Below are 25,635 nucleotides of genomic sequence, written 5' to 3' on the forward strand. Positions count from 1 at the left end.
GTGACAGAGCATTCTGGATCTCTCGCTCAGACCTGGCAGAACGTGATTAACGATCTGCTGGCTCTGTCTGAGCAACCCTCCTCTGGGATCGGACCAATCAGCGCCCGCCAGCGCGGGTTCCTCAGCCTCGTCACCCCAGTTGCCCTGGTGCCTGGCTATGCGGTTCTCGCCGCCCCTCACGCCATGGCCAAAAGCGTGATTGAGCAGGATCTGGGCACCGCGCTCACCTCTGTTCTCAGCGCCCACATGGGCCGCCCGACCGGTTTGGCTGTGAGCGTGAATCCCGAAGCCGTCATGCCTGAGGCCGCTGCGGACGCCCATCTTGAGCAGCCACAGGACCACACCGAGCATCCCGCTACCAGTGCCCAGCATGAGTCCAGTGGGATGCCGACGAGCCCCAGCTCAGAGCTCCTAGGCGGCGATAACGCGGCAGTGGTCCCGCCGCCAAGCACCCCGCAGCAGCTTCCCGGCACCACCTCCACTGAGAGCGAGAGCTCAGCGCCGCAGCAGTGGAAGGAGCAGGGCTGGAAGGATAAAAACTCGCAGGATAAGAGCTGGCAGGAAAGCCACGCCACCTACTCGGAGCAGCCGCATTATTCCGAGCAGCCCTACTCTGAGCGTCCACATCCTCAGCAGCAGCACCCTCAGCAGCAGCACCACGGACAGCGCCCTCAGCCTGGCCATTCCCCAGCGCAGCATCGCGATTCTCTGCCGCAGCACGGCCACGATGCCTCGGTGGGCTTTGGTCACCCGGCAAGTAACCAACAGGCTGCCGCCCCGCAGCGCTACACCAGGGAACAGCCAGCACCTAAGGCATCGTCGGAAGGTTCACTCAACCCGAAGTACACCTTCGATTCCTTTGTGATTGGCTCCTCCAATCGCTTCGCCCACGCCGCGGCCGTGGCGGTAGCGGAAACCCCAGCCAAGGCCTTCAATCCGCTTTTCATTTGGGGTGGATCAGGACTAGGTAAAACCCACCTGCTGCACGCAGCTGGGCTCTACTCCCAGGTTCTCCAACCCGGCCTGCGCGTGAAGTATGTCTCGAGTGAGGAATTCACCAATGATTACATCAACTCCGTGCGCGATGACCGCCAAGAGGCCTTTAAGCGGCGCTATCGCAACCTAGACATTCTTATGGTTGATGACATCCAGTTCCTCGAGGGCAAGGAAGGCACCCAGGAGGAGTTCTTCCACACTTTCAACGCCCTACACCAGGCGGACAAGCAGATCATTTTGTCCTCCGACCGGCCCCCAAAGGAGCTCACCACCCTCGAGGATCGGCTCCGCACCCGTTTTGCCGCGGGTCTGATCACCGATATTCAGCCCCCAGACCTGGAGACCCGCATCGCGATTTTGATGAAGAAGGCGCAGGATGATGGCACCCAGGTGCCGCGGGATGTGCTCGAACTTATTGCCAGCCGCTTCGAATCCTCCATCCGTGAGCTCGAGGGCGCGTTGATCAGGGTGGCAGCCTTTTCTTCACTGACCAACCAGCCGATCACCATCGATCACGCCGAGGTGGCGCTGCGTGACATCATGCCGGAGAACAAGCATGTAGAGATCACCAGCCACACCATCATCACCGCCACGGCTAACTACTTCGACATCTCGGTGGACGCCATCACCGGAACGAGCAAAACCCACGCGGTGGTGCACGCCCGCCAGTTGGCCATGTATCTCTGCCGCGAGCTCACTGCCCTGTCTCTGCCCAAGATCGGCGAGAAATTCGGCGGAAAGAACCACACCACCGTGATGTATGCCGAGCGCAAGATCAAAGATGAGATGCAGGAAAACCGCGATACCTATGATCAGATTCAGGAACTGACCCAGCTGATCAAAAACGGCTCCGCCTAGCGCGCACTCCTAGCAGCCGCGGATGCTTCGCCGGCGCAGCGCACTAGCGCCACTCGCGTGCCGCCGAGCCGTACCGACTCGCTCCCACCACACCTCTCACACGCCCGTGTCCACAGCGTTCATTGCTGTGCGCCACGGGCGTGTTCTCTATCTGCGGTGCTGGATAGAGCGTTGAGGTGGCGTCGAGAAGCGGGCGTAGGCCGAGCTATCCACAGAGTTATTCACAGTTGTGTAATTACAGTTTTGTAATTTATAGTCCCATCTCTAAAACCGCAGGTCGCAACCTGTGCATAAGTGGCACTTTTCTGTTGTTCGCGGCCGGCGGCACGGTGCATGGAGTGTGCACAACGAGCAGGGGTCGAAAGTTGTGCACAACCCCCTCTAGTTATGCACCGTTTATGCACAGGCGCGGACACATGGGCCAACGCCGGAGTGAGCTGGGCGGATAATGGAATTACACAGATTGCACAGCACTTACTGCTACTACCAAAGAAAGTTAGGGATTGATCTAAGAAGAAATAGGGGGTGTGGACGAGCGCCGCGATTCGTGTCATTCGCCTCCGCCACCGGGCCGCTGCATCCGGCCCGCCACGAGCGCTTCGCGAGTTGATGTTCCTGGGGAGGTGTCACACTCTGTGCGTACGGTGAGGCTGAGGATGAATCACATGATCTAAGGCGAGCCTGTCCCGGTTTATAGCGCGCAGTGATTCTTGTAGTCTGGGAGGGAAGAACAATTGTTACGCCGCCGATGAGCCTGTACCGCCTGTGCTCAGCGGCTGCTTGTGCTTGAAGGAGCCTCAGCTAAGCATGGAATCGCAGCCTGTGTCTTTCCGAGTGTCGAAAGATGACTTTTCCGCAGCCGTGGGCTGGGTCGCTCGTAGTTTGCCCACCAAGCCCACCCAGCCGGTACTGCGCGGCATGGTCATCACCGCCGATGATGATGGCCTCACCCTCGCCGGATTTGATTACGAAGTCTCTACCAAGGTCAGCATCTCTGCGGAGATCGACGAGCCCGGGCGCATCGCCGTTCCCGGCAAGCTGGTCGCCGATATTGTTAGTTCGCTGCCCAATAAGCCGATCGAGGTGCGCACCGATGAATCCAAGGCATATTTCCGCTGCGGTTCGTCCAGCTTCGAGCTTCCTTTGATCCCCTTGGATGATTATCCGGCGCTGCCGACGCTGCCGGAGGTCACCGGTCGGCTTAACCCTAGCCTGTTCAACGAGGCTGTCTCCCAGGTAGCCATCGCCGCTGGTAAAGATGACACTCTGCCGATGCTCACCGGCGTGCACATGAAGGTCGAGGGCAATCAGGTGGTGATGGCCGCAACCGACCGTTTCCGTCTTGCGGTGCGCCGCTTCGAGTGGGAGCCGGTGGCAGAGGATGTGGAAGCCGCCCTGCTGATCCCGGCAAAGACTCTGCAGGAAAACGCCCGCTCTATTGACCCCTCACTGAACGAGAACGTAGAAATCGCCGCTGGCACCGGGGACAAGGTGGGCGCCGATGGTCTCTTTGGCGTGCACACCCGCAATCGCCAAACCACCACCCGCATGCTCGACGCAGAGTTCCCGAACTACGATCCGCTGCTGCCGAAGGTGCACACCTCTTTGGCCACCGTCGCTATCGGCCCGCTTTTGGACGCGATCAAGCGCGTCTCCCTCGTGGCCGAGCGCAACGCCCAGATCCGCATGCACTTCTCGGAAGGACAGGTGGTTCTGGCTGCAGGCGCCACCGACTCCGGCCACGCCGAGGAGTCCCTGCCCTGTGACTACCAGGTGGCCGAGGGCTCGGAGGGGCAGGATTCCCTGCTGATTGCCTTTAACCCCTCGTATCTCAAGGAGGGGCTCAACGCGATGTCGGGCCAGCGCGTGGTCTTCGGATTCACCGCCCCGTCCCGCCCGGCGATTCTCATCCCCGAGCCGGAAGAGCCGGTCTCGGCCAATTCCGCCGGTGAGTTCCCCACCCCGGGGTCGGAATTCACCTATCTGCTTATGCCGGTCCGCCTGCCGGGCTAGTTTCTTCGCGTTGTACATTCGGCATCTCAGCCTGCGCGATTTTCGCTCCTGGCCGAGCCTTGAGATCGATCTCACCCCCGGGATCACGGTGTTTACCGGCCGCAATGGCCACGGAAAAACAAACATCGTGGAGGCGGCCGGCTATGTGGCGCATCTTGGATCGCACCGGGTGTCCTCGGACGCGCCGTTGGTGCGGGAGGGCGCGGCCGCCGCGAGGGCATCGGCCACGGTGGTCAATGACGGCCGCGAGCTGGCGGGGCATGTGTTGATCAAGGCCCGCGGTGGCAATCAGGCGGGCATTAATCGCACCAAGCTGAAGAGCACCCGCGAGCTGCTGGGGCTGCTCAAGACCGTGATGTTTGGCCCGGAGGATCTCGCATTGGTGCGCGGGGAACCGGCTGAGCGCCGCCAGTATCTGGATGCGATTATCGCCTCCCGTAAACCGCGGATCGCGGGCGTGAAGGCGGATTATGACAAGATCGTGCGGCAGCGCAATGCGCTGTTGAAGTCCCATTACGCCACGCTGCGCCGTGGTTATTCTTCCGATGAGGGGGCGGCTATTCTCGCCACGCTCGATTCTTGGGACATGCAGTTGGCGAGCTGCGGCGCGATCGTGTTGGAGGAGCGGTTGCGCACGATTGAGCAGCTTCAACCCTTGGTTACCGGCGCTTATAGCGGCTTGGCCCCGGAGTCGCGTCCGGCGTCGATTGCCTATGATTCCTCGCTCAATGACACTCTCGCAGACGTAGACGGTCCGCCGGATCGCGGGGTGCTGGAGGCTGCCCTCATGGCGCGGCTGGCCGCGGTGCGTAGCAGCGAGATCGAGCGCGGTATCACCCTCGCGGGTCCGCATCGCGATGACATCTCGCTCATGTTGGGCGGGCAACCTGCGAAGGGTTTTGCCTCGCACGGCGAGACGTGGTCGATGGCCTTGGCGCTGCGCTTGGCTGAGTTTCACCTGCACCGCGGCGATGGCACCGATCCGGTGCTGATCCTGGATGATGTGTTTGCCGAGCTCGATGCGCGCCGCCGCGCCCAGTTGGTGGGCCTGGCCCGCGATGCCGAGCAGGTGTTAATCACTGCGGCGGTGGGCGATGACCTGCCCGATAATCTCAATGAGCATATTGCTGCCCGCTACTTTGTGGAGGCCGTGAGCGATCCGGATGGTGCAGAGCACGCTCGCTTATCGACGCTCACCTCCATGCCGCTGGAGACCAGCGCCGCAAAGGAGGAGCCCACCACATGAGCGAACAACCACCAGCAACGGGCGAGGGGCCGGAGTCACAGCCTGAGGCGGACCTGGTTACCCGTTCTTTCAAGGCAGTACGTGCTGAGGCGAAGAAGCGGCGCTACTTTGTTCCGGATCTCTCGCGGCAGCGCCGCGATACCACCCGACGGTTGGATTCTGACCGGCTGGATTCCTCGGCGATGTTGCAGCGCATGGGGCTGGATAAATCCTCCTCCACTCCACGGTCGTGGCGTTTGCGGCGCGGTTCCACCACAGTGCTGCGTGCCACCGGCCCGGATGGTCGGGCATTGCGCACGGCGCGGAGTTTTTCCACCGTAGGTGAGGTGTTGTCGGAGGAGATCAAGGCCCGCGGTTGGGGCAAGGATCTCGCACACGGCTGGGTGCAGACGAATTGGCCCGAACTGGTCGGTCCGGTCATCGCCGGATACACCATGGTGGAGCGGGTAAAAGGCACGGTGGTGTATGTGCGGTGCAGCTCCACGCCGCAGGCGGTGAATCTACGCTCAATGCAGCGCATTATCTTGGCCAAAATCGCAGAGAAGGTAGGCACGAACGTGGTGACCGCCTTGAAGATCTACGGCCCAGAGGCACCGAGTTGGCGGCATGGCCGCTTGCATGTGAAGGGCCGTGGGCCTCGGGATACCTACGGATAGCGCCTCGGTGCACACGCCCCGCGGGCGTCTCGAGGAGGGGTAGAGCGCCCAGCCCGCTCTGTTTCTGCCTGAGAGCGAGTGAGGCGGCGGGCAAGTAGGGGGATAGCTCATCGGGGTGTGAAGGCGGTGATTGGGCCTGTAGGGGTGTAATATGGAGTGGTCTAATTCATCTGTTTCAAGGAGTTTGAGCAACTACCGTGGCTAGCACCGAACACAATTATGATGCCTCCTCGATTACCATCCTCGAAGGTCTTGAGGCAGTGCGTAAGCGCCCCGGCATGTACATCGGTTCCACCGGTGAACGCGGCCTCCACCACTTGGTGTGGGAGGTCGTAGATAACTCGGTCGATGAGGCCATGGCCGGCTATGCCACCAAGGTGAAGGTGACTCTCTTGGAGGACGGCGGCGTGGAGGTTGTCGACGACGGCCGTGGCATCCCCGTGGAGATGCACCCCTCGGGCGCACCGACCGTGCAGGTGGTCATGACCCAGCTGCACGCCGGCGGTAAGTTCGACTCGGAATCCTATGCGGTCTCCGGCGGTCTTCACGGTGTGGGTATCTCCGTGGTCAACGCGCTGTCTACCCGCGTTGAGGCGGACATTAAGCGTGACGGCAAGCACTGGTTGCAGAACTTCACCAACGCGATCCCAGAGGATCTGGTGGAGGGCGGCAACGCCCGCGGCAGCGGCACCACGGTGCGTTTCTGGCCGGATCCCGAGATCTTCGAAACCACCGAGTTCAAGTTCGACACCATTGCCCGCCGTCTGCAGGAAATGGCGTTTTTGAACAAGGGCCTGATGATCGAGCTGATCGATAAGCGCGTCTCTGAAGCGGAAGCTGAGCTGGATGCGCTTGCTGAGGCGGGCGAGGATGCCGCCGCTATCGACACCCCCTCCCTTGATGCTATCGATGAGCAGGAGGAGAACCTCGACGCGCTCGCTGAGGGCAGCGAAGAGAAGACCGGAAAGAAGAAGGATAAGGTCCGCGAGTTCTTCTATCCCGAGGGGTTGATCAACTACGTTGAGTACCTCAACGAGACCAAAACCCCGATCCACCCCACCATTATCGGCTTCGATGCGAAAACCGATGAGCACGAGGTGGAGATCGCGATGCAGTGGAACAAGGGCTTCAAGCAGTCCGTTCACACCTTCGCCAACACCATCAACACCATTGAGGGCGGCACCCACGAGGAGGGTTTCCGCGCCGCTTTGACGAGCTTGATGAATCGCTATGCGCAGTCGCATAAGCTGCTCAAGGAAAAAGACGGCAAGCTTACGGGTGAAGATTGCCGTGAGGGCCTCGCTGCCGTGATCTCTGTGCGGGTGGCCGATCCGCAATTCGAGGGACAGACCAAGACCAAGCTCGGTAATACCGAGGTGCGCTCCTTTGTGCAGAAGATGGTCAATGAGCATATCGCCGACTGGTTGGAGGCCAACCCCGCCGAGGCGAAGGTGATCATCAACAAGGCTTTGGCCTCGGCGCACGCCCGCCAGGCTGCCCGCCGTGCCCGCGATCTGGTGCGCCGGAAGTCCGCCACTGATCTGGGCGGTTTGCCCGGCAAGTTGGCTGATTGCCGTTCCAAGGATCCGGTGCGTTCCGAGCTCTACATTGTGGAGGGTGACTCCGCAGGTGGTTCCGCCAAGTCCGGCCGCGATTCGATGTTCCAGGCCATTTTGCCGCTGCGCGGCAAGATCCTGAACGTGGAGAAGGCCCGGCTGGATCGCGTGCTGAAGTCCAATGAGGTGCAGGCGATCATCACTGCGCTGGGCACGGGTATTCACGATGAATTCGACATCACCAAGCTGCGTTATCACAAGATCGTGCTCATGGCCGATGCCGATGTGGATGGTCAGCACATCGCCACGCTGTTGCTCACCTTGCTGTACCGCTTCATGCCGCAGCTGATCGAGGAGGGCCACGTATTCTTGGCCCAGCCGCCGCTGTACAAGCTGAAGTGGGGCAAGGGCCGGCCTGGATTCGCGTTTTCGGATGCTGAGCGCGATGAGCAGCTCGCCGAGGGCCTGGCTGAGGGCCGCAAGATCAACAAGGATGACGGCATTCAGCGCTATAAGGGCTTGGGCGAGATGAGCGCTAAGGAGCTGTGGGAGACCACCATGGATCCCGAAACTCGAATCCTGCGCCGCGTGGACGTGGGCGATGCCCAGGCCGCCGATGAGCTCTTCTCTGTGTTGATGGGCGACGATGTGCGTGCTCGCCGCAGCTTCATCACCCGTAACGCGAAGGACGTGCGCTTCCTGGATATCTAAATCCACCGGATATTACGCAACCACCCGCCCCTGCAGGATGCAGGCTGGCGGGTGGTTGTGTGTATTCTGCGCGAAGCTGGGATCAGGTGTGCAGTGTTTAGCTGGCGTGCTTGTGGATGATCTCGCCGGCGTCGAAGAGCGACTCGGTGATGAGTTTCTCGCTCTTGCCGCGCACGGAGGAGTAGACCTTCTTCAACGGTGCAGCCGAGGCCTTATCGGCGTTACGGTCCGCAACCGTCATGATGGAGGCAACAACCTCGTCGGAGTTCTCTTCCAGGTAGGCGCCGAAGCTGTGGCCCGCTCCAGGTTCTTGGAACTTCTGCCAGTAGGGGTCCAGCTCGTCGGCCATCTCGGGGAGCAGGCGGCGGGAGGCCTTGTTCACGATGTCGGAATCCACCTTCTTAGCGGTGGACAGGGCACCCTTGATGAGTTTGCCGGAGATGCCGCTTTGCTCCTCCACCTTCTTTTCCACCAGGGCGCTGAAGTCGGATACGACCGCAGCGGCGGTGGCATCGTCCTTGGTGAGCAGTTCGCGTAAATGTTGCATAACCCTCATCGTACGGGCTCTGAGCTGCAGATAAAGCAAAGTCCTTGTAGTTCCACATTTTTCGGCGCACCTGAGAAACGTGGAACTACAAGGACTGAGTTCGGCTGTTGTGACTCTTCCGCCACAGCGAAACAGACCACCTCAGCAGTCACATGCTTTCACTGCAATCACAACTGCAACAAAGCTTACATGAGCGTATGGCTGAGGCCAAGAGCGTCAAGGGGGCAGGTAGAACCGCGGCGCGTTGCTGAGAGCGCGTGAGAGGCGTTGGGGATAGGTGTGAGGCGGATCATAGTGGCGTCGATAAGCGCAAAAATGCCCCTCAATGGCGCTCAGTGCCACTCTGCGGGGTTGAGGAGAGTAGACTGGCGGGGATTGGATTCCTAGAACCCTAAGCCATAAGAGGTGACGCGCGTGAGCGACGACAATCAGGGCGGCGAGAGCTTATTCGACCGCATCGAACCCATCGATATCAATGAGGAGATGCAGTCGAGCTATATCGACTACGCCATGTCTGTCATTGTTGGTCGAGCGCTGCCGGAGGTGCGCGACGGTCTCAAGCCGGTGCACCGCCGTATTTTGTACTCGATGTTTGACTCGGGCTATCGCCCAGAGCGCGGCTATGTGAAGTCCGCGCGCCCGGTGGCCGACACCATGGGTCACTATCACCCCCACGGCGACTCCGCGATTTATGACACCCTGGTGCGTATGGCGCAGCCGTGGTCTATGCGCTATCCGCTGGTCGACGGCCAGGGTAACTTCGGTTCTCGCGGCAATGACGGCCCGGCCGCCATGCGTTATACCGAGTGTCGCCTGACTCCGCTGGCGATGGAGATGGTGCGTGATATCCGCGAAAACACCGTGGATTTCTCCCCGAACTATGACGGCAAGACGCTCGAGCCGGACATTCTGCCCTCGCGTGTGCCGAACCTGTTGATGAACGGCTCCGGCGGTATCGCCGTGGGTATGGCCACCAATATCCCGCCGCACAATCTCAACGAGCTCGCCGAGGCCATCTACTGGATCCTGGAAAACCCCGAGGCAGACGAGAAGTCTGCCCTCGAGGCCTGCATGGCGCGCGTGAAGGGACCCGATTTCCCGACCGCCGGGTTGATTGTGGGCGACGAAGGCATCAAGGATGCCTACACCACCGGCCGCGGCTCGATCCGCATGCGCGGTGTCACCAGCATCGAGGAACTGGGCAATCGCCAGATCATCGTGATCACCGAACTGCCCTATATGGTCAACCCGGACAACCTGGTCTCCTCCATTGCCGAGCAGGTCAAGCACGGCAAGCTCGCCGGCATTTCCAGCGTGGATGATGAGTCCTCGGATCGTGTGGGTCTGCGTATCGTGGTTACTCTCAAGCGCGATGCCGTGCCGCGAGTGGTGCTGAACAACCTCTTTAAGCACTCCCAGCTGCAAACCAGCTTCGGTGCGAACATGCTCTCCATCGTTGATGGCGTGCCGCGTACCCTGCGTCTGGACCAGATGCTCAAGCAGTATGTGAAGCACCAGATCGACGTGATCGTGCGCCGCACCCAGTACCGCCTCGACGAAGCCGAGAAGCGCGCCCACATTCTGCGTGGTCTGGTCAAGGCACTGGACATGCTCGACGAGGTCATTGCGCTCATTCGTCGTTCGCCCACCGTGGACGATGCCCGTTCCGGCCTGATGGCCCTGCTTGAGGTGGACGAGATCCAGGCCGATGCCATTTTGGCCATGCAGCTGCGCCGCCTGGCCGCCCTAGAGCGCCAGAAGATCGTGGACGAATTGGCAGAACTGCAGGCCCTCATCGAGGATCTGCAGGACATTCTCGCCTCGCCTGAGCGTCAGCGCAGCATCGTGCGCGAAGAGCTCGAAGAGATCGTGCGCAAGTATGGCGATGAGCGTCGTACCCAGATCGTGGCTGCCTCCGGTGACGTCACCGAAGAAGACCTCATCGCCCGGGAGAACGTGGTGGTCACCATCACCTCGACCGGCTACGCCAAGCGCACCAAGGTGGATGCCTATAAGTCGCAGCGCCGCGGCGGCAAGGGTGTGCGGGGTGCCGAGCTGAAGCAAGAGGACATTGTGCGTCACTTCTTCGTCTGCTCGACCCACGACTGGATCCTCTTCTTCACCAACTTCGGCCGTGTCTATCGCCTCAAGGCCTATGAGCTTCCCGAGGCCTCCCGTACCGCGCGCGGCCAGCACGTGGCCAACCTGCTGGAATTCCAGCCAGAGGAGACGATCGCGCAGATCATCCAGATCCAGACCTACGACGACGCCGATTATCTGGTGCTCGCCACCCAGCAGGGTCGGGTGAAGAAATCCAAGCTGCACGATTATGAGTCCAACCGTTCCGGCGGCCTGATCGCCATCAACCTCAACGATGATGACAAGCTCATCGGGGCCACGCTCTCTAATGGCGATGATGACATCTTGCTGGTCTCCGAGAAGGGCCAGTCCATCCGCTTCACCGCCGATGACGATGCCTTGCGCCCCATGGGTCGCGCCACCGCCGGTGTGAAGGGCATGCGCTTCCGCGATGATGACCAGCTGCTGTCTATGACCCGCGTGGACGACGGGCAGTTCCTGCTGGTGGCCACCTCGGGCGGCTATGGCAAGCGCACCCCCATGGAGGAATACCCCACTCAAAACCGTGGTGGTATCGGTGTGGTCACGCTCAAGCACACCCCGAAGCGCGGCAAGCTGATCAGCGCCCTGGCGGTGGACGAAGACGACCAGATCTTCGCCATCACCTCCGCCGGTGGTGTGATTCGCACCGAGGTGAACCAGATCCGACCGAGCTCTCGCTCTACTATGGGCGTACGCCTTGTGGATTTGGCTAAGGATGTGGAGGTGCTCGCCATCGACCGCAACGTGGAAGACGAGGGCGAGGAGAACGCCACCGCCGTGGCCACCGGCCAAGCTGAATCCCCCACCGCGGCACGGGCCCGCAAAACCGGCGAGAATGATGCCAGTGCGGATCCCATCCCTGGGGTGGAAGGCCTCAGTGGAAACGATGAGTCCGAGGAGAACTAATGAGTAGCCAGAGAGTCGCCGTGCGGCATATTTCTCCGCTGTCTGCTTTTAAGACAGCGCTGGCCCTATCGCTCACGGCACTGGCTGCCTGGATCATCTGCGTGATCGTGCTCTACATGGGACTCGACGCCGCAGGGGTGTGGGATAAGGCCAACGAAGTGATCGCCGGTGTGGGCGGCGAGCAGGTGTTGACCTTCGGCATCACCGTCTCGCTCGCGACATTGGTGGGGGCGATTATCGCCCTGATCGCTACCTTCCTCGCACCACTCGTCGCCATCATCTACAACGCGGTGGTGGACCTCTTCGGCGGCATCGTCATCACCGTCGACGACGCCGAGGACTAGACGCCGAGGACTGGAGTCCCAAGGATCCACACCGAGTTCCGGATTGCTCTGGCACCCTGAGGATTGACCCCATGACCCCATTGCCCGAGGCTGGCTGTGGCTAGCGTCGGGCGATGGCCACGTCTAGAGGGGCTGGGGTTGCTAGTACTCGGGTGGTGCTAGGTCGTGCTGAGTGGGTCTTGATGGCCCTAGGCGTGCTGTGCGCGCAGAGAATGCGGAGAGTGCAGGAGGCACTGGGCGCAGAGGGAGTGCAGCGTGTGGTTCTCGGCCCCTGAAAGCCACCATTTTTGAGTTCTCACCAGCGGATTTGGTGTTATATATCTTTCTGGGTAAAGTTCTTACTCGTTCCAAGGGCCTATAGCTCAGTCGGTTAGAGCGCATCGCTGATAACGATGAGGTCGCAAGTTCGATTCTTGCTAGGCCCACTACGAAACCCTAAGGTTTCGTCACTTTTGGGGCATTAGCTCAATTGGTAGAGCACCTGCTTTGCAAGCAGGAGGTCAGGAGTTCGATTCTCCTATGCTCCACAGTATTAATCCCAATCCGGTTCACGGGTTGGGATTTTTCTTATTCCCAGTTTAAGCGAAGACAAGATCCAGGCGAGGACAATCTGTCGAACCCGCGGTGTTTGCCCACCGCTGGCTCACCGGAGTCTGGTGTCGCCGCGAGTGTGCCCTCGCTGGGCCGCAGCTAGTGGCATAAGGGCCACTGCGCTGGGGTATTCTTAGGGCCATCGCGGTGAGGAGTGTGAGACTTGCGGCGATCGTTATTGTGACCCGCCGCGGCTCGGGGTAGCCGCTGAAGAACTCTCAAATGAAAGAGGATTGCCATGTCCCTGCATGAAATCTCCGAGCTGAATGAGGCCACCGCATACGATAGCGCCGGCGAGAAGCTGGGAGCGGTGGAGGAAGTCTTCGTCTGCGATGCCACCGGCCAGCCGAAGTTTGTGGAGGTCTCCCACGGCCTATTCGGCGTGAAGTCCGGAGTGGTGCCGCTGCTGGGCCACCGGCTCGAGGATGGCGATCTGCATGTGGCGTTTCCGAAGGAGCGCATCAATGGCGCCCCGGAATTCGATGGCGCCCACATCAGCCCCGAGCAGGAGGAGCGTCTGTACCGTCACTATGGTATCGAGGATGCCGAGACCAGCGAGACCTACTCCTAGCGAGGTCGAGCGGGATTATCCTTGGGGGCTATGAGCTTTCCCGCATGCGATGTTCTTGGCCAACCCACCCGCGTTTCGAGCCGCCCGGCCTCAGTGGCTGAGATTCGCGCCGCCGAACAGCCCCTCCTTGATGCCCAAAGCAGCCGAGATGAGCTAATGCGTAGCGCTGCATCGGCGGTAGCAGGTGTTGCGCAGTCGATGCTCGGCGGCCCTGAGGCGCTTATCGACGCCACCTCCCACCCCCACATCCTTGTGCTCGCGGGCGGTGGCGGCAATGGTGGTGATGGCCTTTACGCGGCCGCAATGCTGTTAGAGCAGGGCTGGACGCGGGTGAGTGTATATCGCCTGAGTTCCTCGGTGCACGAACCGGCGTGGCAGCGTTGTGTGGCCGCTGGGGGTGTGGTGGTGGACAACCTAGACGAGCTCGAGGCCGTGGATCTCGTGATCGATGCCATCACGGGCATCGGCGCACGCCCTGGACTTCGCCCCGATGCTGCCGAGGCAATGCGTCGCGTGCGTGGGGCGCAGGTGCTGGCGGTAGATATTCCCTCTGGTGTGGCCGCTGATAGTGGCCAGGAGGGCGAGGAGCATGTGCGTGCTGATGTGACGGTGAGCTTTGGGGCTCCGCGTATGGCGCATGCGCTTTCTGCGGCATGTGGGAGGGTACTCATTGCCGATATCGGGCTGGATTCTCCCGCCCAGCCTTCTCTGTCTGAGCTGATGACACACCACCAGCAGGGCCGTCGAGGTCGGCGAGTAGTGCGGGCGGTGCACGATCCTGAAGGTCTGTATCTCGAGGGATTCAAGGTGGTGGGCGAGCATTCAGGCATTGCGGATATTACCCCTGGGGCCGGAGATGATAAGTACTCCGGCGGGGTGGTGGGCATTGTTGCGGGATCCGAGCGCTATCTCGGCGCGGGCTTGTTGAGCACTACTGCGGCGGTGCGAGCTAGCAGCTCCATGGTGCGCTATGTGGGCGATGCCCGCCAGGCTGTGGTCGAGCGCCTGCCTGAGGTGGTGTGCCATCCTTCGTTGAGTGAGTGTGGGCGGGTGCAATGTGTGGTGGTGGGGCCTGGCCGCGGTACCGATGAAGCCGCCCTCCAAGAATTACTGACCGTACTATCAATGGATGTGCCGGTGGTGGTGGACGCTGATGCGATCACCCTGCTAGCCGGCTCGCAGCGAGCGCGGGAGATGCTGCAGCAACGCAGTGCGTACACGCTGCTTACCCCGCATGCAGGAGAGTTTCGTCGGCTGGCTGCGGCGCTCGAATCCGAGATCACCGACCTGGATGAGGATCGGGTGCACGCCTGCGAGGATATGGCAGCAGCCTTGGGGGTTGCGGTGCTGTGTAAGGGGCGAAGCACAATTATCGCCGATGCCAGCGCTACCACCATTGTGGATGCCGGATGCTCGTGGGCGGCCACGGCCGGCTCGGGAGATGTCTTGGCGGGAATAATCGGTGCTCACTTGGCGTGGGCGCATGCCACTCAAAGGGTGGCTGCCAGCGATGCGGTGGTTGCTGCCGTGCTGGTGCACGCGGTGGCGGCGGAGTTGGCGGCACAGACGCCCTATGGCACAGCGCCGACGAGCGCCACCATGATCGCCGAGGCTATCCCGGCGGCCACGGCGGCGCTCATTGCCCATGGGAGCAGCATCTAGCGGCTAGAGGCCTTCGAGCACACCCCGCTCATAGTGCAAGGGGGTGGTATCGAGATCGCTATCGCAGTCCTCGACACGAATGGTGAGAATGCGGTGATCGCCGCCGTCCAGCCACGCCTCCACGGTGCCGGAGAGATAGGAGGCCGCGCCTTCTACGAAGGGAATGCCATCGATGCGGCGGTGCTCAACCTCCTCGAATCGATCGGCGCCGTAGCGGGCGAAATGCAAGGCCACGTGGCTGTGTTCCGTGGCTAGAACGGAGATCCCTACCCGTGATCCGGGTGCTACGTGCTGGAGGGTCCGGGAGTTGTTGTCCACACACACCAGCACCATGGGCGGATCGAGTGACAGCGAGCAGAAGGCGGAGATGGTCATGGCATAGTCCGCGCCCTCATCGTGGGTGCTCAATACTGTCACCCCGGACGGGAAACTTCCCACGGCATCCTTCAAGGCGGCGATGGAGACACTGGTGGTCACACTCATGCTGCTCCTTCTTCCTTTTCGGCCTGGGCCAACTCCCAGCGCAGCTGCGCCTCGGAGGGGCTTTGGACGGGGATGAATGCAGCCTCCCGGAATCGCCTGGAGGCGGGTGAGCTCTTGGCATAGCCCGCGCCCCCGGCGACGCGCACTTCGATGCCGGCGGCGGTGGTGGCCACCTCTGCGGCGTCGAGGCGCAGCTGCAGCAGCTCAGTAGGTGCGATTGCTTTCCGGCCCACTCGCGCCGCAAGCTCCTCCTGGATGCGGATGAGCTCGTCGATCCGGCGGGCGGTTGCTTCCTGCTCGTATTCGAAGGTGGCGTGCACCCCGTGGAGGCGGGAGGTGGCCGCGGTGATGGAGGCTTGCGCCAGCCCTAAGCACTCGGAGATCTGCAGCAGCGCAAAGGTGGGGCGAATCCGGCGGGCAAAGCCCAGCAGATCGGTGGAGATCACAGCTTCGGAAGGGATGAACACATCGTTGAGGCTCAGGCCTGCCGAGGCGGTGGAATTGAGCCCGAGGAGTTCGAAGGGCTGGGCCAGTTCCACGCCGGGATCGGAGGCGCGGAGAGCGAAGATGAGGGCGGCGTCGTCAAGCGCAGCGCCGGTGACGATGATGGAGTCCTCGGCCAAGTTGGAGGCCCAAGCGATGCGGCCGGAGACGCTGTAGCCGCCGTCGACGGCCGTGGCGGACAGGTCAAGGTGACCACAGCCGGCGGCGGTTTTCATCACACTCGCCATGCCCGTTACCCCCGGGTTGGTGCCGCTGCGCAGTGCCTCGGCGAGCTCGCTCAAGTACGGCGTGGCCGTATCAGCCACAGAGATGTACTCGGCTGCCATGCGATGGGCCCAGCTGGCGAATGCCACGGACAGATCGCGTTCAGCAAGCGCGCGGATCACGCGGACCTGTTCCACATAGTTTCCGTCGGCATTGGTGGCCAGCCCGAGGCTTAGGGCGCCCTCTTCGGCGAGCAGGGGCAGAGCGTAGCGGGCCTGAGTGGCGCCGGTGTCTACGTCCTTGGCATTGGCGGCGATCGTCTCCAGCAGTTGCTCAGAGACTGCGGTGGTGGGGGTGGGGGCCAGTGCGATGCTCATGGTGTTAGACCAACTCCGAGGTCAGCTTGGCGGGACGGGTGTAGGTATTGACGACCGGCGACCAGGTAATGGCGTCCTTCTGGATCTGGTCGAGGGTCTCGCGATCGGCGTCGCCTTCGAGGTCCACCTTCACGCGCACATCGGATACGCCGGGGCGCTTGTCCTCGGAGAGATCGCCAACGCCCCAGGTGGGGGAGATGTCGATATCGCTGTCGATATCGATGGCGATCTTGGTCAGGGTCACGCCACGGTGGGTGGCAATGGCCTGAATACCCACAGAAATGCAGGCCGCAAGAGCCGCCTGAGCCACCTCGGTGGGGTTGGGGGCGGAGTTATCGCCGAGCAGCTGCGGCGGCTCCGAGACCAGTACCGGCTCGAGATCGCGCACCTGGGTGTAATTACGGAATTGCCCGTCTGCCTCGGTGTGGGTGCGGATCACCTTGCGGCCGCCCTCGGGATTATCAATATTCTTCTGTGCCAGCGACTCCAGCTTCTCCTTATCGATGGGCTGAATCGGCTCGCCAGCGGTGTGGTTCGGGGTGAGATCGGACATGATGAGTATCTCTTTCTTCTTTTTCTAGGGGACAACGGCGGGCACAGATCGTGCCCCTCGCTGCAGTGCGTTGTCCACCGTAGCAAAACATAGACCATTTAGTCTACGGATAAGGACTACTTAGTCTATAAATCTGCATACATGCAGGTAAATGACTCTTGTGTTGCGTCCTTTTAGGCTTATCGACGCCACCTCACACCGCAGTCACTGTCGTTTTTCGCGCGACTTAGGAGGGGTGGCCGGACGCTGACTAGACCGCTAGGTCTATCGCGCGGGCCGGAGATGAGCGGGGGAGGGCATGAAAAAACCGCCTCCCTGGAGGGGGAGGCGGTGAGTGCTCAAGCGGCGGATTAACCGCGGCTCGCTGCGCGCTACTTCTTGTCGGTGTCGCCGTACTTGGCTTCTACCTCGGCGGCGAGAATATCGTGCGCCTGGGTGGAGCTGGAGCGCTCATCGGCCCAGCTGTCCATCTCGGCGTCATTGTCGAACTCGCCAACACCGGGGGTATCCACGGTGGGATCGAGGGAATCGGCGACCTTTTCATCGAAGGGCTTCTCCGTGCCGCCGAGGTCCGCATCCTGGGGAGTCTCGGTGGAGTACACCAGCTTCGGTTCATCGCTGCTGTCGGTGGTGGCGAAATCCTCGACGCGCGGCGGGACGGTGCTGACCTTCTCATCCTCGCGGAAAAGGAAGTAGTACACGGCTGCGGCCACGGCGCTGAGCAGGGCAAGGACGGTGGCAATAATGCCGAACTTCTTAGAGCCGGAGGACTTCTTGTCCTTCTTGAACTTCTTTTTGGCGTCCTTAGCGGCCTTCTTGGCGTCCTTTTCGCGCTGCTTCGCCATCTTGCGCAGCTGCTTGCCGGACTTCTTGGCATTCTTCTCCGCTTCCTTGCGGAGATCACCGGTCTGAGCCTTGGCCTTCTCCAAACGCTTGGCGGCCTGCTTGCTAATAGCGGAGCCACGCTTGTTTAGATCCTTCACGCGGCCATCCACATCGGCATTATCCACGGCGTCAGCGGCGGAGTCATAGAGCTCTTGGCCCTTGTCTAACGCCGCCTGCGCTGCGTCTTGGAGGGCGTCATAAGCCTCGTCGGCCTTTTTCGCGCGATACTCATTCAACGCAATAAGGCCCTTTTTAGCGGTTTGCACTCCGCGCACGAGCAACATGGGATTCATCGTGGTGGTACACCTTCCTGTCTTAACTTTCTTTAATAGATAGTCCCATCCTAGGTGCAGTGACGGTGCACATGCCACGTTTTTTCTCTACGATGAGGGCTATGACTCAGAAGACCGCAACTGCCACGATGCACACTAATTACGGTGATATCGTTTTGGAACTCTTTGGCAACCACGCACCGGTCACCGTCGACAACTTCGTCGGCTTGGCCCAGGGCACCAAGGACTACCGCGCTAACAATGCCAATGGCACCTCCGAGGGCCCCTTCTACGATGGCGCCATCTTCCACCGTGTGATCGATGGCTTCATGATCCAGGGCGGTGACCCCACCGGTACCGGCCGTGGCGGCCCCGGCTACACCTTCGAAGACGAGTTCCACCCCGAGCTGCAGTTCGATCGCCCCTATCTGCTGGCTATGGCCAATGCAGGCCCCGGCACCAACGGCTCTCAGTTCTTCATCACTGTGGCGCCTACCCCGCACCTGAACAACCACCACACCATCTTCGGTGAGGTCACCGATGAGGACTCCAAGGCCGTGGTGGACAAGATCGCTAAGGTGCCTGCCTCCCGCTTCGATAACCGCCCGCACGATCCGGTGGTTATCGAATCGATCGAGATCCAGTAGCAGAGAACTCACTCGTACACAGCCCGAGGCGGCGGAGTGGCGCAGGTCAGCCATCCGCGGCTCGGGCGTGGAGATGTTCACTCTTTACTTATGACCCATCGCATCACGCGTGCGCGCACGGATGCGATGGGTCTTTTGCGTGTGAAAGAAATAATCCTATGAATTCCTCTACTCTCGCCCGCTGGTACCGCGAGGCGCCGGTCACTGTCATCCTCGTCGCGGTGAACTGTGCGTTCTACCTCATAACAGCCATCGAATCCCGCTCCCTGCAACACAATCTCGAAGGCTCCTCTTTAGGCGAAGCGCTCGTGTTCTTCCCGCCGCACGCGGCCTATATGGGGTTCACGGGCGTGTTCCCCGCAGTGGGGCACGCCTTTTTGCATGTGGGATTCGCCCATCTGCTCATGAACATGTTTCTGCTCTTTCTCATCGGACGCGAGATTGAGAGCTATGTGGGCAGCCGCCTGATGCTAGCCGCCTATATGTGCTCGGTGGTGGGCACCGCCGCGTGCCTAACCTGGGCGGCCCCGCTGGATTCCACTGCAGGCGCTTCAGGGGCGGTGTACGCGCTGATGGTGATCTTCATCGTGCTCTGCCACCGGACAGGCCGTGATGTGCGCGGTCCGGCCGTGCTGCTGGCGGTGAATGTGGTCTACACATTCATTGCAGTCAATGTATCGCTGTGGGGACACATCGGCGGCATCATCATGGGCTGTCTGCTCGCCTGGCCCTTGGTGTATGGCAGCGCGCGGCAACGTACCCCCATTGTGGGTCTTGTGTTGGGGGCCAGCCTGTGTGCTCTGCTTGTAGGCTTCGCCAAGATATCCACAAGCATCTTATGACAGGCTGAAGGATGACAGCGAGGACGCTATCCCCACCGACAGGCGGTTTATACCCAGTCGGTGGGGATAAGTGTTTTGGGCACTAAAGCATGTGGACTGTGCACACCAGCTGTGGACGTTGTGCATAATCTTCAGCGTGTAATTCACCTGTTTTCGAACGCATACGTGTTCGAAGTGATCACGTCTGACCTGTGTTTCGGCAGGTCGTTAGAAAATCATGTCCCTGTGTGCACAGCGTGTTCACGTAGTGCACAAAGTTATGCACAGGCTGTGGACAGCCAGTGAATTACAAGAATGTAACCAGATTCCACAGAGTTGTCCACAGTCTGTGCATAACTCCGCTGGTTTTTACACACACCTTTTATGCACAGCCGAACCTGTGCATAACCCTGTGCAATTGTGCATAACTGGGTGTCCACACGGGGGCAGTCCACAACGCGTGGTGCGTTCTTTCTTGGCCCGAGTACGTCAACGCCTCCCCCTGCTAGGTAGATGGGACGCGCCCTCGGCGCAGCGACTGGCTGCAGCGGCTGGCTGCAGCGGCTTGCTAAGGAAGTCCTGCTGCGCCCCTGAGTAGTTCGTGGGCATGAAAAAACCCGACTCCGGTGGGAGTCGGGTAGGTAGGTGAGCGGGCTGGGGGTAGCTAACGCCAGCCCATCGTCATCAGCAGGCCAATGATGAGCAGGCCGAAGCCAATGGCGAAGTTGATAGGGCCGAGATCGCGCATGAGGGCGATCTGAGGACCAGCCAGATAGTTCACCACCAGCCATGCCAGGCCGAGCAGGATCAGGCCAAACATCAAGATCTTGTACCACAGCGGGGTGCCGGAGGAGTTGATCTTGACGGGGGTGCGGCTAGCCGTCGACGTCGACACCGTGGTCGAGCTCTGCGTAACCTTTGCCTTCGGCATATCTAGCCTTTCTTCTCATTCACAGTTCTCGGGCTTGGGCCCGTGCACATCTCCTGCTCACCCTACCAGCGTGGATGGAGTTTCTGAACACCGCACTGGCTGAGATGCGCCGCCCGCCTCGCCTAGGACGAGCCGTGGGTCAGCGTGTGGCCTGAACCCCCGCCGTAGCCAATCACCGGCGGGGCGGATAGAGAAAACCCGCCCCAGCTGGCGGCTAGGGCGGGTTGGAGTGCTGGCGGTTAGGGCGCGAACTCCAGCAGGGAGAAGCGATAGATCCTTAGGACCACATCATCCTGGTCCCCAATGCTTTCCCCGGCGGCGGGCACCTGGGAGGCCACGGTGTTCTGCTTGGTCAGATCATCGGTGGGTTCCTGCTCCTGGCGCACCTGGGCTTGGGTGCCCTTCCAGCCGGCGGCGCGCAGGGCGGCCACAGCCTGGTTGACGTTCTTGCCGCGCAGATCCGGCACAGTCACCTGCTTTTTACCATTGGACACCCGCACGACTACCGTGGAGCCCTTGGGCGCCTCGGTGCCCTCACCGGCGATGGAAAGCACGGTTCCTTCGGGCTCTTCCGAGTCCACGAATTCCGGTTGCGGAATGAAACCAGCGGACTCAAGATTGCCCACAGCCTGGTCATACTTCATGCCCGTGAGCGAGGGGATGCGCACATTCTCCACACCGGTGGAGATGGTGATGCTCACCTCCGAGCCCTTGGACACAGCAGTGCCGGCGGGCGGCGACTGCTCAATGATCTCCCCGGCAGGGGCGGTGTCAGAGGCCTGCTCCCGCGGGGTGGAGTTGAGCTTCAGACCGGCTTTCTCCAGCTCCTTGTTAGCGGCCTCGGTGGTCTTGCCGGTGATTTGCGGTACCTCCACGATCTCCTTGCCGGAGGAGACCACCAGAGTCACAGTCGAGCCCTTGGGCAGGGTGGAGTCCGCGGAAGGATTGGTGCGCAGCGCCAAGCCACGGGCAACGTCCGGGCTGGGTTCCTCAGAACGAATCACCTCAAAACCGGCAGAGCGCAGCCGCTGGGTGGCGGCCTGCTCTTCGAGCCCGGCGATATTAGGAATGGACACTGAGCTCTCGGCAACGCGATCTTCGCGATTGCCAAAATAATCCACGGCAAAGGCCACACCGATACCCACCACCACGACGGCGAGAATAGAGGTCAGCCACACGCCCCAGCGGGAGGACTTCTTCGCGCGGCGCCCCTCCTGCTGACTTGGCGCGGCCGCCTGCTGGTGGGACGCGTACTGAGAGGTTGCTGGGTACTCGCCATCCGGCTGGTACTGCTGGGCACCCGCGGCGCCGGCTACGGCGGCGGAAATATCGCCAGCGGTGCCAATAACCGCGGTGTGGGCAGGGCCTTCGCCCTGCGGCTGGGAGTTTTCCAGCTTGGCTCCCACGGGACCCGAAAGGTGCATCTTGGCGGCGTGAGTGACAGCGTTACGCGCCACCAGCTCCAAGTCGGAGGAGAACTCCGCGGCCGACTGATAGCGATCACCCGGGTGCTTCGCCATGGCGGTAAGGATCACCGCATCAATATTGGTGGCGGTTGTAGGGGTGAGATCACCTGCGAACTCCGAGGGCGGAGTGGGTGTTTCATGCACATGTTGGTAGGCCACATCGAAGGGCGATTCGCCTTCAAAGGGCGGCCGGCCCGTGATGGCCTCGTAGAGAACACACCCTAAGGCGTAGACATCCGAACGCGCATCGGCATTGCGGCCGCGCGCCTGCTCAGGGGAGAGATACTGGGCGGTGCCTATGACGGCAGACGTTTGGGTCATCGCCGAGGTGGCGTCGTCAAGCGCCCGCGCAATACCGAAATCCATCACCTTCACCTGGCCAGTATTGGTGACCATGATGTTGGCGGGTTTGATATCGCGGTGAATGATGCCGGCGTCGTGGGAGGCCTGCAGCGCAGAGCACACCGGGATCATCACCCGGGCTGCCTCGGCTGGCGAGTAGGGCCCGCGGTCGCGGACGATACCGCGCAGCGTCGAGCCGTGCACCAATTCCATCACGATATACGGCACCGACACGCCATCAATCACCTGCTCGCCGGTGTCATACACCGCCACGATATTGGGGTGATTGAGCCGGGAGGAGTTTTGGGCCTCGCGGCGGAAACGCTCGCGGAAGTTCTCGTCCCGCGCCAGTTCCATGCGCAGCACCTTCAGCGCCACTTGGCGTCCCAAGAGCGTGTCGGTGGCGGAATACACGTCAGACATGCCGCCGTGCCCAATATTTTCTTTGGGTTCATAGCGGCCACCGAAACTGGTGTGCATCATTATTGTTCGCCTCCTTCGTCGTTCTCGGGGGTGCCGGCCGGCGGTGCGGGCTGCTCGGGGGCAGGCTCCTCCTGCGTCTCGCGGGGAGCGGGCTCGGTCGGCTCGGTGGTTTCTTCCTCAAAGCTTAGCGTTGGGCGCTCAGGGCGCTCGGAGCGCTCGGGGCGCTCTGGGGTGATCGTTTCAATCACCGTCTCCGTCACAGGAGGCAGTTCGCTTGTCGACGTCTCCTCGCTGCTCATGCTCGTCTCCGTCGGTTCGGGCGACCCCGTTGGCTGGGAAGTGAGATAGTACAGCAGGGCGGCCATTCCTCCGAGCAGCAGCACAAGCACAAACAGCCATGGCAAGAAGCTTTTCTTCTTGGCCGGCCGGCGGGCCTGCGGTTGCTGCGAGGTACGTGGCGCAGCCGGCAGCACCTGCGGGCGCGGCGGGGTCACCGCCGGGTTGACCGTGGTGGGCACGGTCGCGTTACCCAGTGCCGTCGTGGAGGAGCCCGGGTGATGCTGCGGGGCGCGACCAGCCACCGCCGCGGAGCGCGGCTGGGGCGGACGATTATGGAAGCGCACCGCGGAAATGGCGTGGGAAAGCTCATCGCCATCGGCGTAGCGGCGCTGCGGATCCTTGCGCAGGCAGATCCCGATCAGCTCGCGGATCTCGGGGGCGATGTCGCGCGGGAGTACCGGCGGGGCCTCATTGATGTGGGCGATGGCCACCGAAACCGTCGAATCGCCATTGAAGGGCCGGCGCCCAGCGAGCACCTCGTATCCGACCACGCCGAGGGAGTACACATCCGAGCAGGCGGTGACCTTGTGGCCTTGGGCCTGCTCCGGGGAGACATACTGGGCGGTGCCCACCACCATGCCGGTGCGGGTCAGCGGCACAGCCTCGGCGGCCTTGGCGATGCCGAAGTCGGTGATCTTCACCTGCCCGGACTCGGTGATGAGGATGTTGCCCGGCTTGATATCACGGTGCACCAGACCCATGCGGTGGATTACGGCCAGACCGTGGGCGGCCTGCTCCAGTACATCGAGGGCCTGTTCCTGATCGAGGGTGCCGCGGCGGCGAATCATATCGGCCAGCGACTCGCCGCGGACATATTCCATGACGATGAAGCAGAACACATTGCCCGCGGGGTCATCGGCCTCGCGGTAGTCGTAGGTGGCGACCACGTTGTCGGAGGCGATGTTCTCCGCTGCCTCTGCCTCGTTGCGGAAACGGGTGAGGAATTCCTCATTGTCCGAAAACTCGGGGCGCAGCACCTTGACGGCTACGTCGCGGCCGGTGTGGCTTTCGGTTGCTAGCCACACCGTGGACATGCCGCCGTGGCCGATGATGAACTGCAGCTGGTAATCATCGCCGATCAGCGCCTGCACACGGTCTAATCCGGTGGAGTCGTTACTCATAGTTACTTTCTCACTTCCGATCCGCGGCTAGGACTGTGTCCTGAGAACGGCATCGATCACGGCACGCCCGATGGGGGCAGATACCGATCCGCCGGTGGCGCCGGCGCCTTGGTTACCGCCGTTTTTCACCACCACGGCCACCGCTACGTCGGCGTCCTTGTCGGGGGCGAAAGCCACATACCAGGTGTGCGGGAAACTGGAGCGGGAATCCTCGCCGTGCTCGGCGGTACCCGTCTTGGAGGCGATCGTGCCGCGGCCACCCTTGGTGTTCTTCTCCGACTGGCGCATCAGTTCCTGCAACTTGGCAGCCACATCCTCGTCTAGGCCATCCTTGGCCTGCTTCGGCTTGTGCTTCGACAGTGTGGACAGATCCGAGCGCAGCACCTCATCCACCACATAGGGCTCCATGCGCTTACCGTTATTGGCCACGGTGGCGGCCATCACGGCGGCATCGAGCACTGTCATGGACACATCGGCCTGGCCGATGGAGGATACGCCGCGTCGAGCGGGATCGCTGAGATCACCGATGGAGCTGGGGGTCTCCGGCAACCCGAGATCGTAGGTCTCGCCGATACCGAAGGACTTGGCCGCATCGTTGAGGGCCTTATCGCCCACGTCCACACCCATCTGCACAAAGGCAGTGTTGCAGGACAGGGAGAAGGCCGTGGTCAACGACACCTGGCCGCCGCCGGCGCAGGGGCGCCCGCCATAGTTTTCCAAGGTGGAGGTGGAATTGGGCAGGGTGATCTGCGCCTCGCCGGTAAGCTGAGAGCCCGGCTCATAACCATTGCGCAGGCCCGCGGTGGAGGTGATGATCTTGAAGATCGACCCGGGCGGGAGAGTCTCTTGGGTGGCGTGGTTGAGCAGCGGGGCCGCCGGATCCGAGGTGAGCTGCTCCCAGGATTGTTCGGCGGAGTCGTTGGTGACTATCGAGTTGGGGTCGAAGCTGGGGGTCTGGGCCATGGCCAGCACCTCACCGGTGGAGGGCTTGAGGGCCACTACCGCGCCTTCGTAGCCATTGTTCAACAGCTGCTGATAGGCCACCTCTTGGGCCTCGGGGAGCAGGGTGAGCTTCAGCGAGGCGCCATCATGCTCCTTGCCGGTGAGGGTGTCCCACGTATTGGACACCAGCATGGAGGGGTCGGTGCCGTTGAGGACATCGTTGTAGCCCTGCTCCAGCCCAGCTGCACCGTACATATCCGAGAGATAGCCGCTCACTGGGGCGTAGGCCAACGGGTTGGTGGAAGGGTAGGAGCGATAGTAGAAGTCATCCTCGCCCTTGCTGGATTTGGCCAGCACCACACCGCCGGCGGAAATTTGGCCGCGCGGGGTGCTCTTCATTTCATAAAACTGGCGTTTGTTCAGCGGGTTTTGGGCGTATTCTTCCTCACGGAATCCCTGTACCACGGTGAGGTTGATGAGCAGCACCAACACCATCAGCAGCGCGATCATGGTGGTCGAGCGAATAGCTTTATTCATGGTGTCTCAC

At 61.5% G+C, this 25,635-nt stretch carries 20 protein-coding genes and 2 tRNA genes; 13 read left to right on the forward strand and 9 right to left on the reverse strand.

Annotated features, from left to right (window positions below; all coding sequences use genetic code 11):
* The 5 genes from dnaA to gyrB all read left to right on the forward strand — a co-directional run bounded on the left by dnaA (position 1) and on the right by gyrB (position 8,036).
* Positions 1-1,854 (forward strand): chromosomal replication initiator protein DnaA, encoded by a 1,854-nt coding sequence (dnaA, locus tag CCICO_RS00005; protein ID WP_018018390.1) that lies wholly within the window; start codon positions 1-3, stop codon positions 1,852-1,854.
* A gap of 807 nt (positions 1,855-2,661) precedes the next feature.
* The gene (gene dnaN, locus CCICO_RS00010; RefSeq protein ID WP_018018391.1) at positions 2,662-3,867 is read left to right on the forward strand and encodes a DNA polymerase III subunit beta; all 1,206 of its coding nucleotides are present in this window, start codon (positions 2,662-2,664) and stop codon (positions 3,865-3,867) included.
* Positions 3,868-3,877: 10 nt separating this feature from the next.
* Positions 3,878-5,113, forward strand: coding sequence for a DNA replication/repair protein RecF (gene recF / locus CCICO_RS00015; RefSeq protein ID WP_018018392.1), 1,236 nt, complete (start codon positions 3,878-3,880; stop codon positions 5,111-5,113).
* Positions 5,110-5,769: a DciA family protein gene (locus CCICO_RS00020; RefSeq protein ID WP_018018393.1), complete on the forward strand. Its 660-nt coding sequence runs from the start codon at positions 5,110-5,112 to the stop codon at positions 5,767-5,769. Before recF ends, CCICO_RS00020 begins: the two co-directional genes overlap by 4 nt.
* A gap of 197 nt (positions 5,770-5,966) precedes the next feature.
* Positions 5,967-8,036, forward strand: a complete 2,070-nt coding sequence (gene gyrB, locus CCICO_RS00025; RefSeq protein WP_018018394.1) for a DNA topoisomerase (ATP-hydrolyzing) subunit B — start codon at positions 5,967-5,969, stop codon at positions 8,034-8,036.
* Positions 8,037-8,133: 97 nt separating this feature from the next.
* Here gyrB and CCICO_RS00030 read toward each other — a convergent pair whose 3' ends face one another.
* The gene (locus CCICO_RS00030; RefSeq protein ID WP_018018395.1) at positions 8,134-8,583 is read right to left on the reverse strand and encodes a DUF6918 family protein; all 450 of its coding nucleotides are present in this window, start codon (positions 8,581-8,583) and stop codon (positions 8,134-8,136) included.
* 414 nt (positions 8,584-8,997) lie between these two features.
* On the opposite strand from CCICO_RS00030, the gene gyrA reads away from it, so the two are divergent.
* From gyrA to CCICO_RS00060, 6 genes are all read left to right on the forward strand, one after another.
* A complete protein-coding gene (gyrA, locus tag CCICO_RS00035) occupies positions 8,998-11,610 on the forward strand; it encodes a DNA gyrase subunit A (RefSeq protein WP_018018396.1) in 2,613 nt (870 codons plus the stop codon).
* Positions 11,610-11,954 carry a DUF3566 domain-containing protein gene (locus CCICO_RS00040; RefSeq protein ID WP_018018397.1) on the forward strand — a complete coding sequence of 115 codons (345 nt, stop codon included), beginning with the start codon at positions 11,610-11,612 and terminating at the stop codon, positions 11,952-11,954. The genes gyrA and CCICO_RS00040 overlap by 1 nt, the downstream gene beginning before the upstream one ends.
* A gap of 351 nt (positions 11,955-12,305) precedes the next feature.
* Positions 12,306-12,379 (forward strand) — tRNA-Ile (locus CCICO_RS00045).
* 29 nt (positions 12,380-12,408) lie between these two features.
* A tRNA-Ala gene (locus CCICO_RS00050) sits at positions 12,409-12,481 on the forward strand.
* A 302-nt stretch (positions 12,482-12,783) separates the two neighbouring features.
* The gene (locus CCICO_RS00055; protein WP_018018398.1) at positions 12,784-13,116 is read left to right on the forward strand and encodes a PRC-barrel domain-containing protein; all 333 of its coding nucleotides are present in this window, start codon (positions 12,784-12,786) and stop codon (positions 13,114-13,116) included.
* Positions 13,117-13,146: 30 nt separating this feature from the next.
* Positions 13,147-14,778, forward strand: coding sequence for an NAD(P)H-hydrate dehydratase (locus CCICO_RS00060; protein ID WP_018018399.1), 1,632 nt, complete (start codon positions 13,147-13,149; stop codon positions 14,776-14,778).
* 3 nt (positions 14,779-14,781) lie between these two features.
* Here the strand turns inward: CCICO_RS00060 and CCICO_RS00065 are convergent, their stop codons facing one another.
* The 4 genes from CCICO_RS00065 to CCICO_RS00080 form a co-directional block, all read right to left on the reverse strand.
* Positions 14,782-15,261: a flavin reductase family protein gene (locus CCICO_RS00065; RefSeq protein WP_018018400.1), complete on the reverse strand. Its 480-nt coding sequence runs from the start codon at positions 15,259-15,261 to the stop codon at positions 14,782-14,784.
* Positions 15,258-16,346, reverse strand: a complete 1,089-nt coding sequence (locus tag CCICO_RS00070) for an acyl-CoA dehydrogenase family protein (RefSeq protein ID WP_018018401.1) — start codon at positions 16,344-16,346, stop codon at positions 15,258-15,260. Before CCICO_RS00070 ends, CCICO_RS00065 begins: the two co-directional genes overlap by 4 nt.
* Positions 16,347-16,350: 4 nt before the next feature.
* Positions 16,351-16,899, reverse strand: a complete 549-nt coding sequence (locus tag CCICO_RS00075; RefSeq protein WP_018018402.1) for an OsmC family protein — start codon at positions 16,897-16,899, stop codon at positions 16,351-16,353.
* 371 nt (positions 16,900-17,270) lie between these two features.
* Positions 17,271-18,077, reverse strand: a complete 807-nt coding sequence (locus CCICO_RS00080) for a hypothetical protein (protein ID WP_018018403.1) — start codon at positions 18,075-18,077, stop codon at positions 17,271-17,273.
* 92 nt (positions 18,078-18,169) lie between these two features.
* On the opposite strand from CCICO_RS00080, the gene CCICO_RS00085 reads away from it, so the two are divergent.
* Both CCICO_RS00085 and CCICO_RS00090 read left to right on the forward strand, forming a co-directional pair.
* Positions 18,170-18,703: a peptidylprolyl isomerase gene (locus tag CCICO_RS00085; RefSeq protein WP_026161225.1), complete on the forward strand. Its 534-nt coding sequence runs from the start codon at positions 18,170-18,172 to the stop codon at positions 18,701-18,703.
* Positions 18,704-18,861: 158 nt separating this feature from the next.
* Complete coding sequence (locus CCICO_RS00090; protein WP_018018405.1) at positions 18,862-19,545, forward strand: rhomboid family intramembrane serine protease; 684 nt, start codon at positions 18,862-18,864, stop codon at positions 19,543-19,545.
* A 643-nt stretch (positions 19,546-20,188) separates the two neighbouring features.
* Here the strand turns inward: CCICO_RS00090 and crgA are convergent.
* From crgA to CCICO_RS00110, 4 genes are all read right to left on the reverse strand, one after another.
* Positions 20,189-20,455: a cell division protein CrgA gene (gene crgA, locus CCICO_RS00095; protein WP_018018406.1), complete on the reverse strand. Its 267-nt coding sequence runs from the start codon at positions 20,453-20,455 to the stop codon at positions 20,189-20,191.
* A gap of 239 nt (positions 20,456-20,694) precedes the next feature.
* Positions 20,695-22,743 carry a Stk1 family PASTA domain-containing Ser/Thr kinase gene (gene pknB / locus CCICO_RS00100; RefSeq protein WP_026161226.1) on the reverse strand — a complete coding sequence of 683 codons (2,049 nt, stop codon included), beginning with the start codon at positions 22,741-22,743 and terminating at the stop codon, positions 20,695-20,697.
* A 2-nt stretch (positions 22,744-22,745) separates the two neighbouring features.
* Positions 22,746-24,146, reverse strand: coding sequence for a serine/threonine-protein kinase (locus tag CCICO_RS00105; protein ID WP_018018408.1), 1,401 nt, complete (start codon positions 24,144-24,146; stop codon positions 22,746-22,748).
* A gap of 27 nt (positions 24,147-24,173) precedes the next feature.
* Positions 24,174-25,625: a penicillin-binding transpeptidase domain-containing protein gene (locus CCICO_RS00110; RefSeq protein ID WP_018018409.1), complete on the reverse strand. Its 1,452-nt coding sequence runs from the start codon at positions 25,623-25,625 to the stop codon at positions 24,174-24,176.
* Between the last annotated feature and the right edge of the window lie 10 nt (positions 25,626-25,635).

The organism is Corynebacterium ciconiae DSM 44920 (assembly GCF_030440575.1).
In the GTDB taxonomy this organism is placed as follows: Bacteria; Actinomycetota; Actinomycetes; order Mycobacteriales; family Mycobacteriaceae; genus Corynebacterium; species Corynebacterium ciconiae.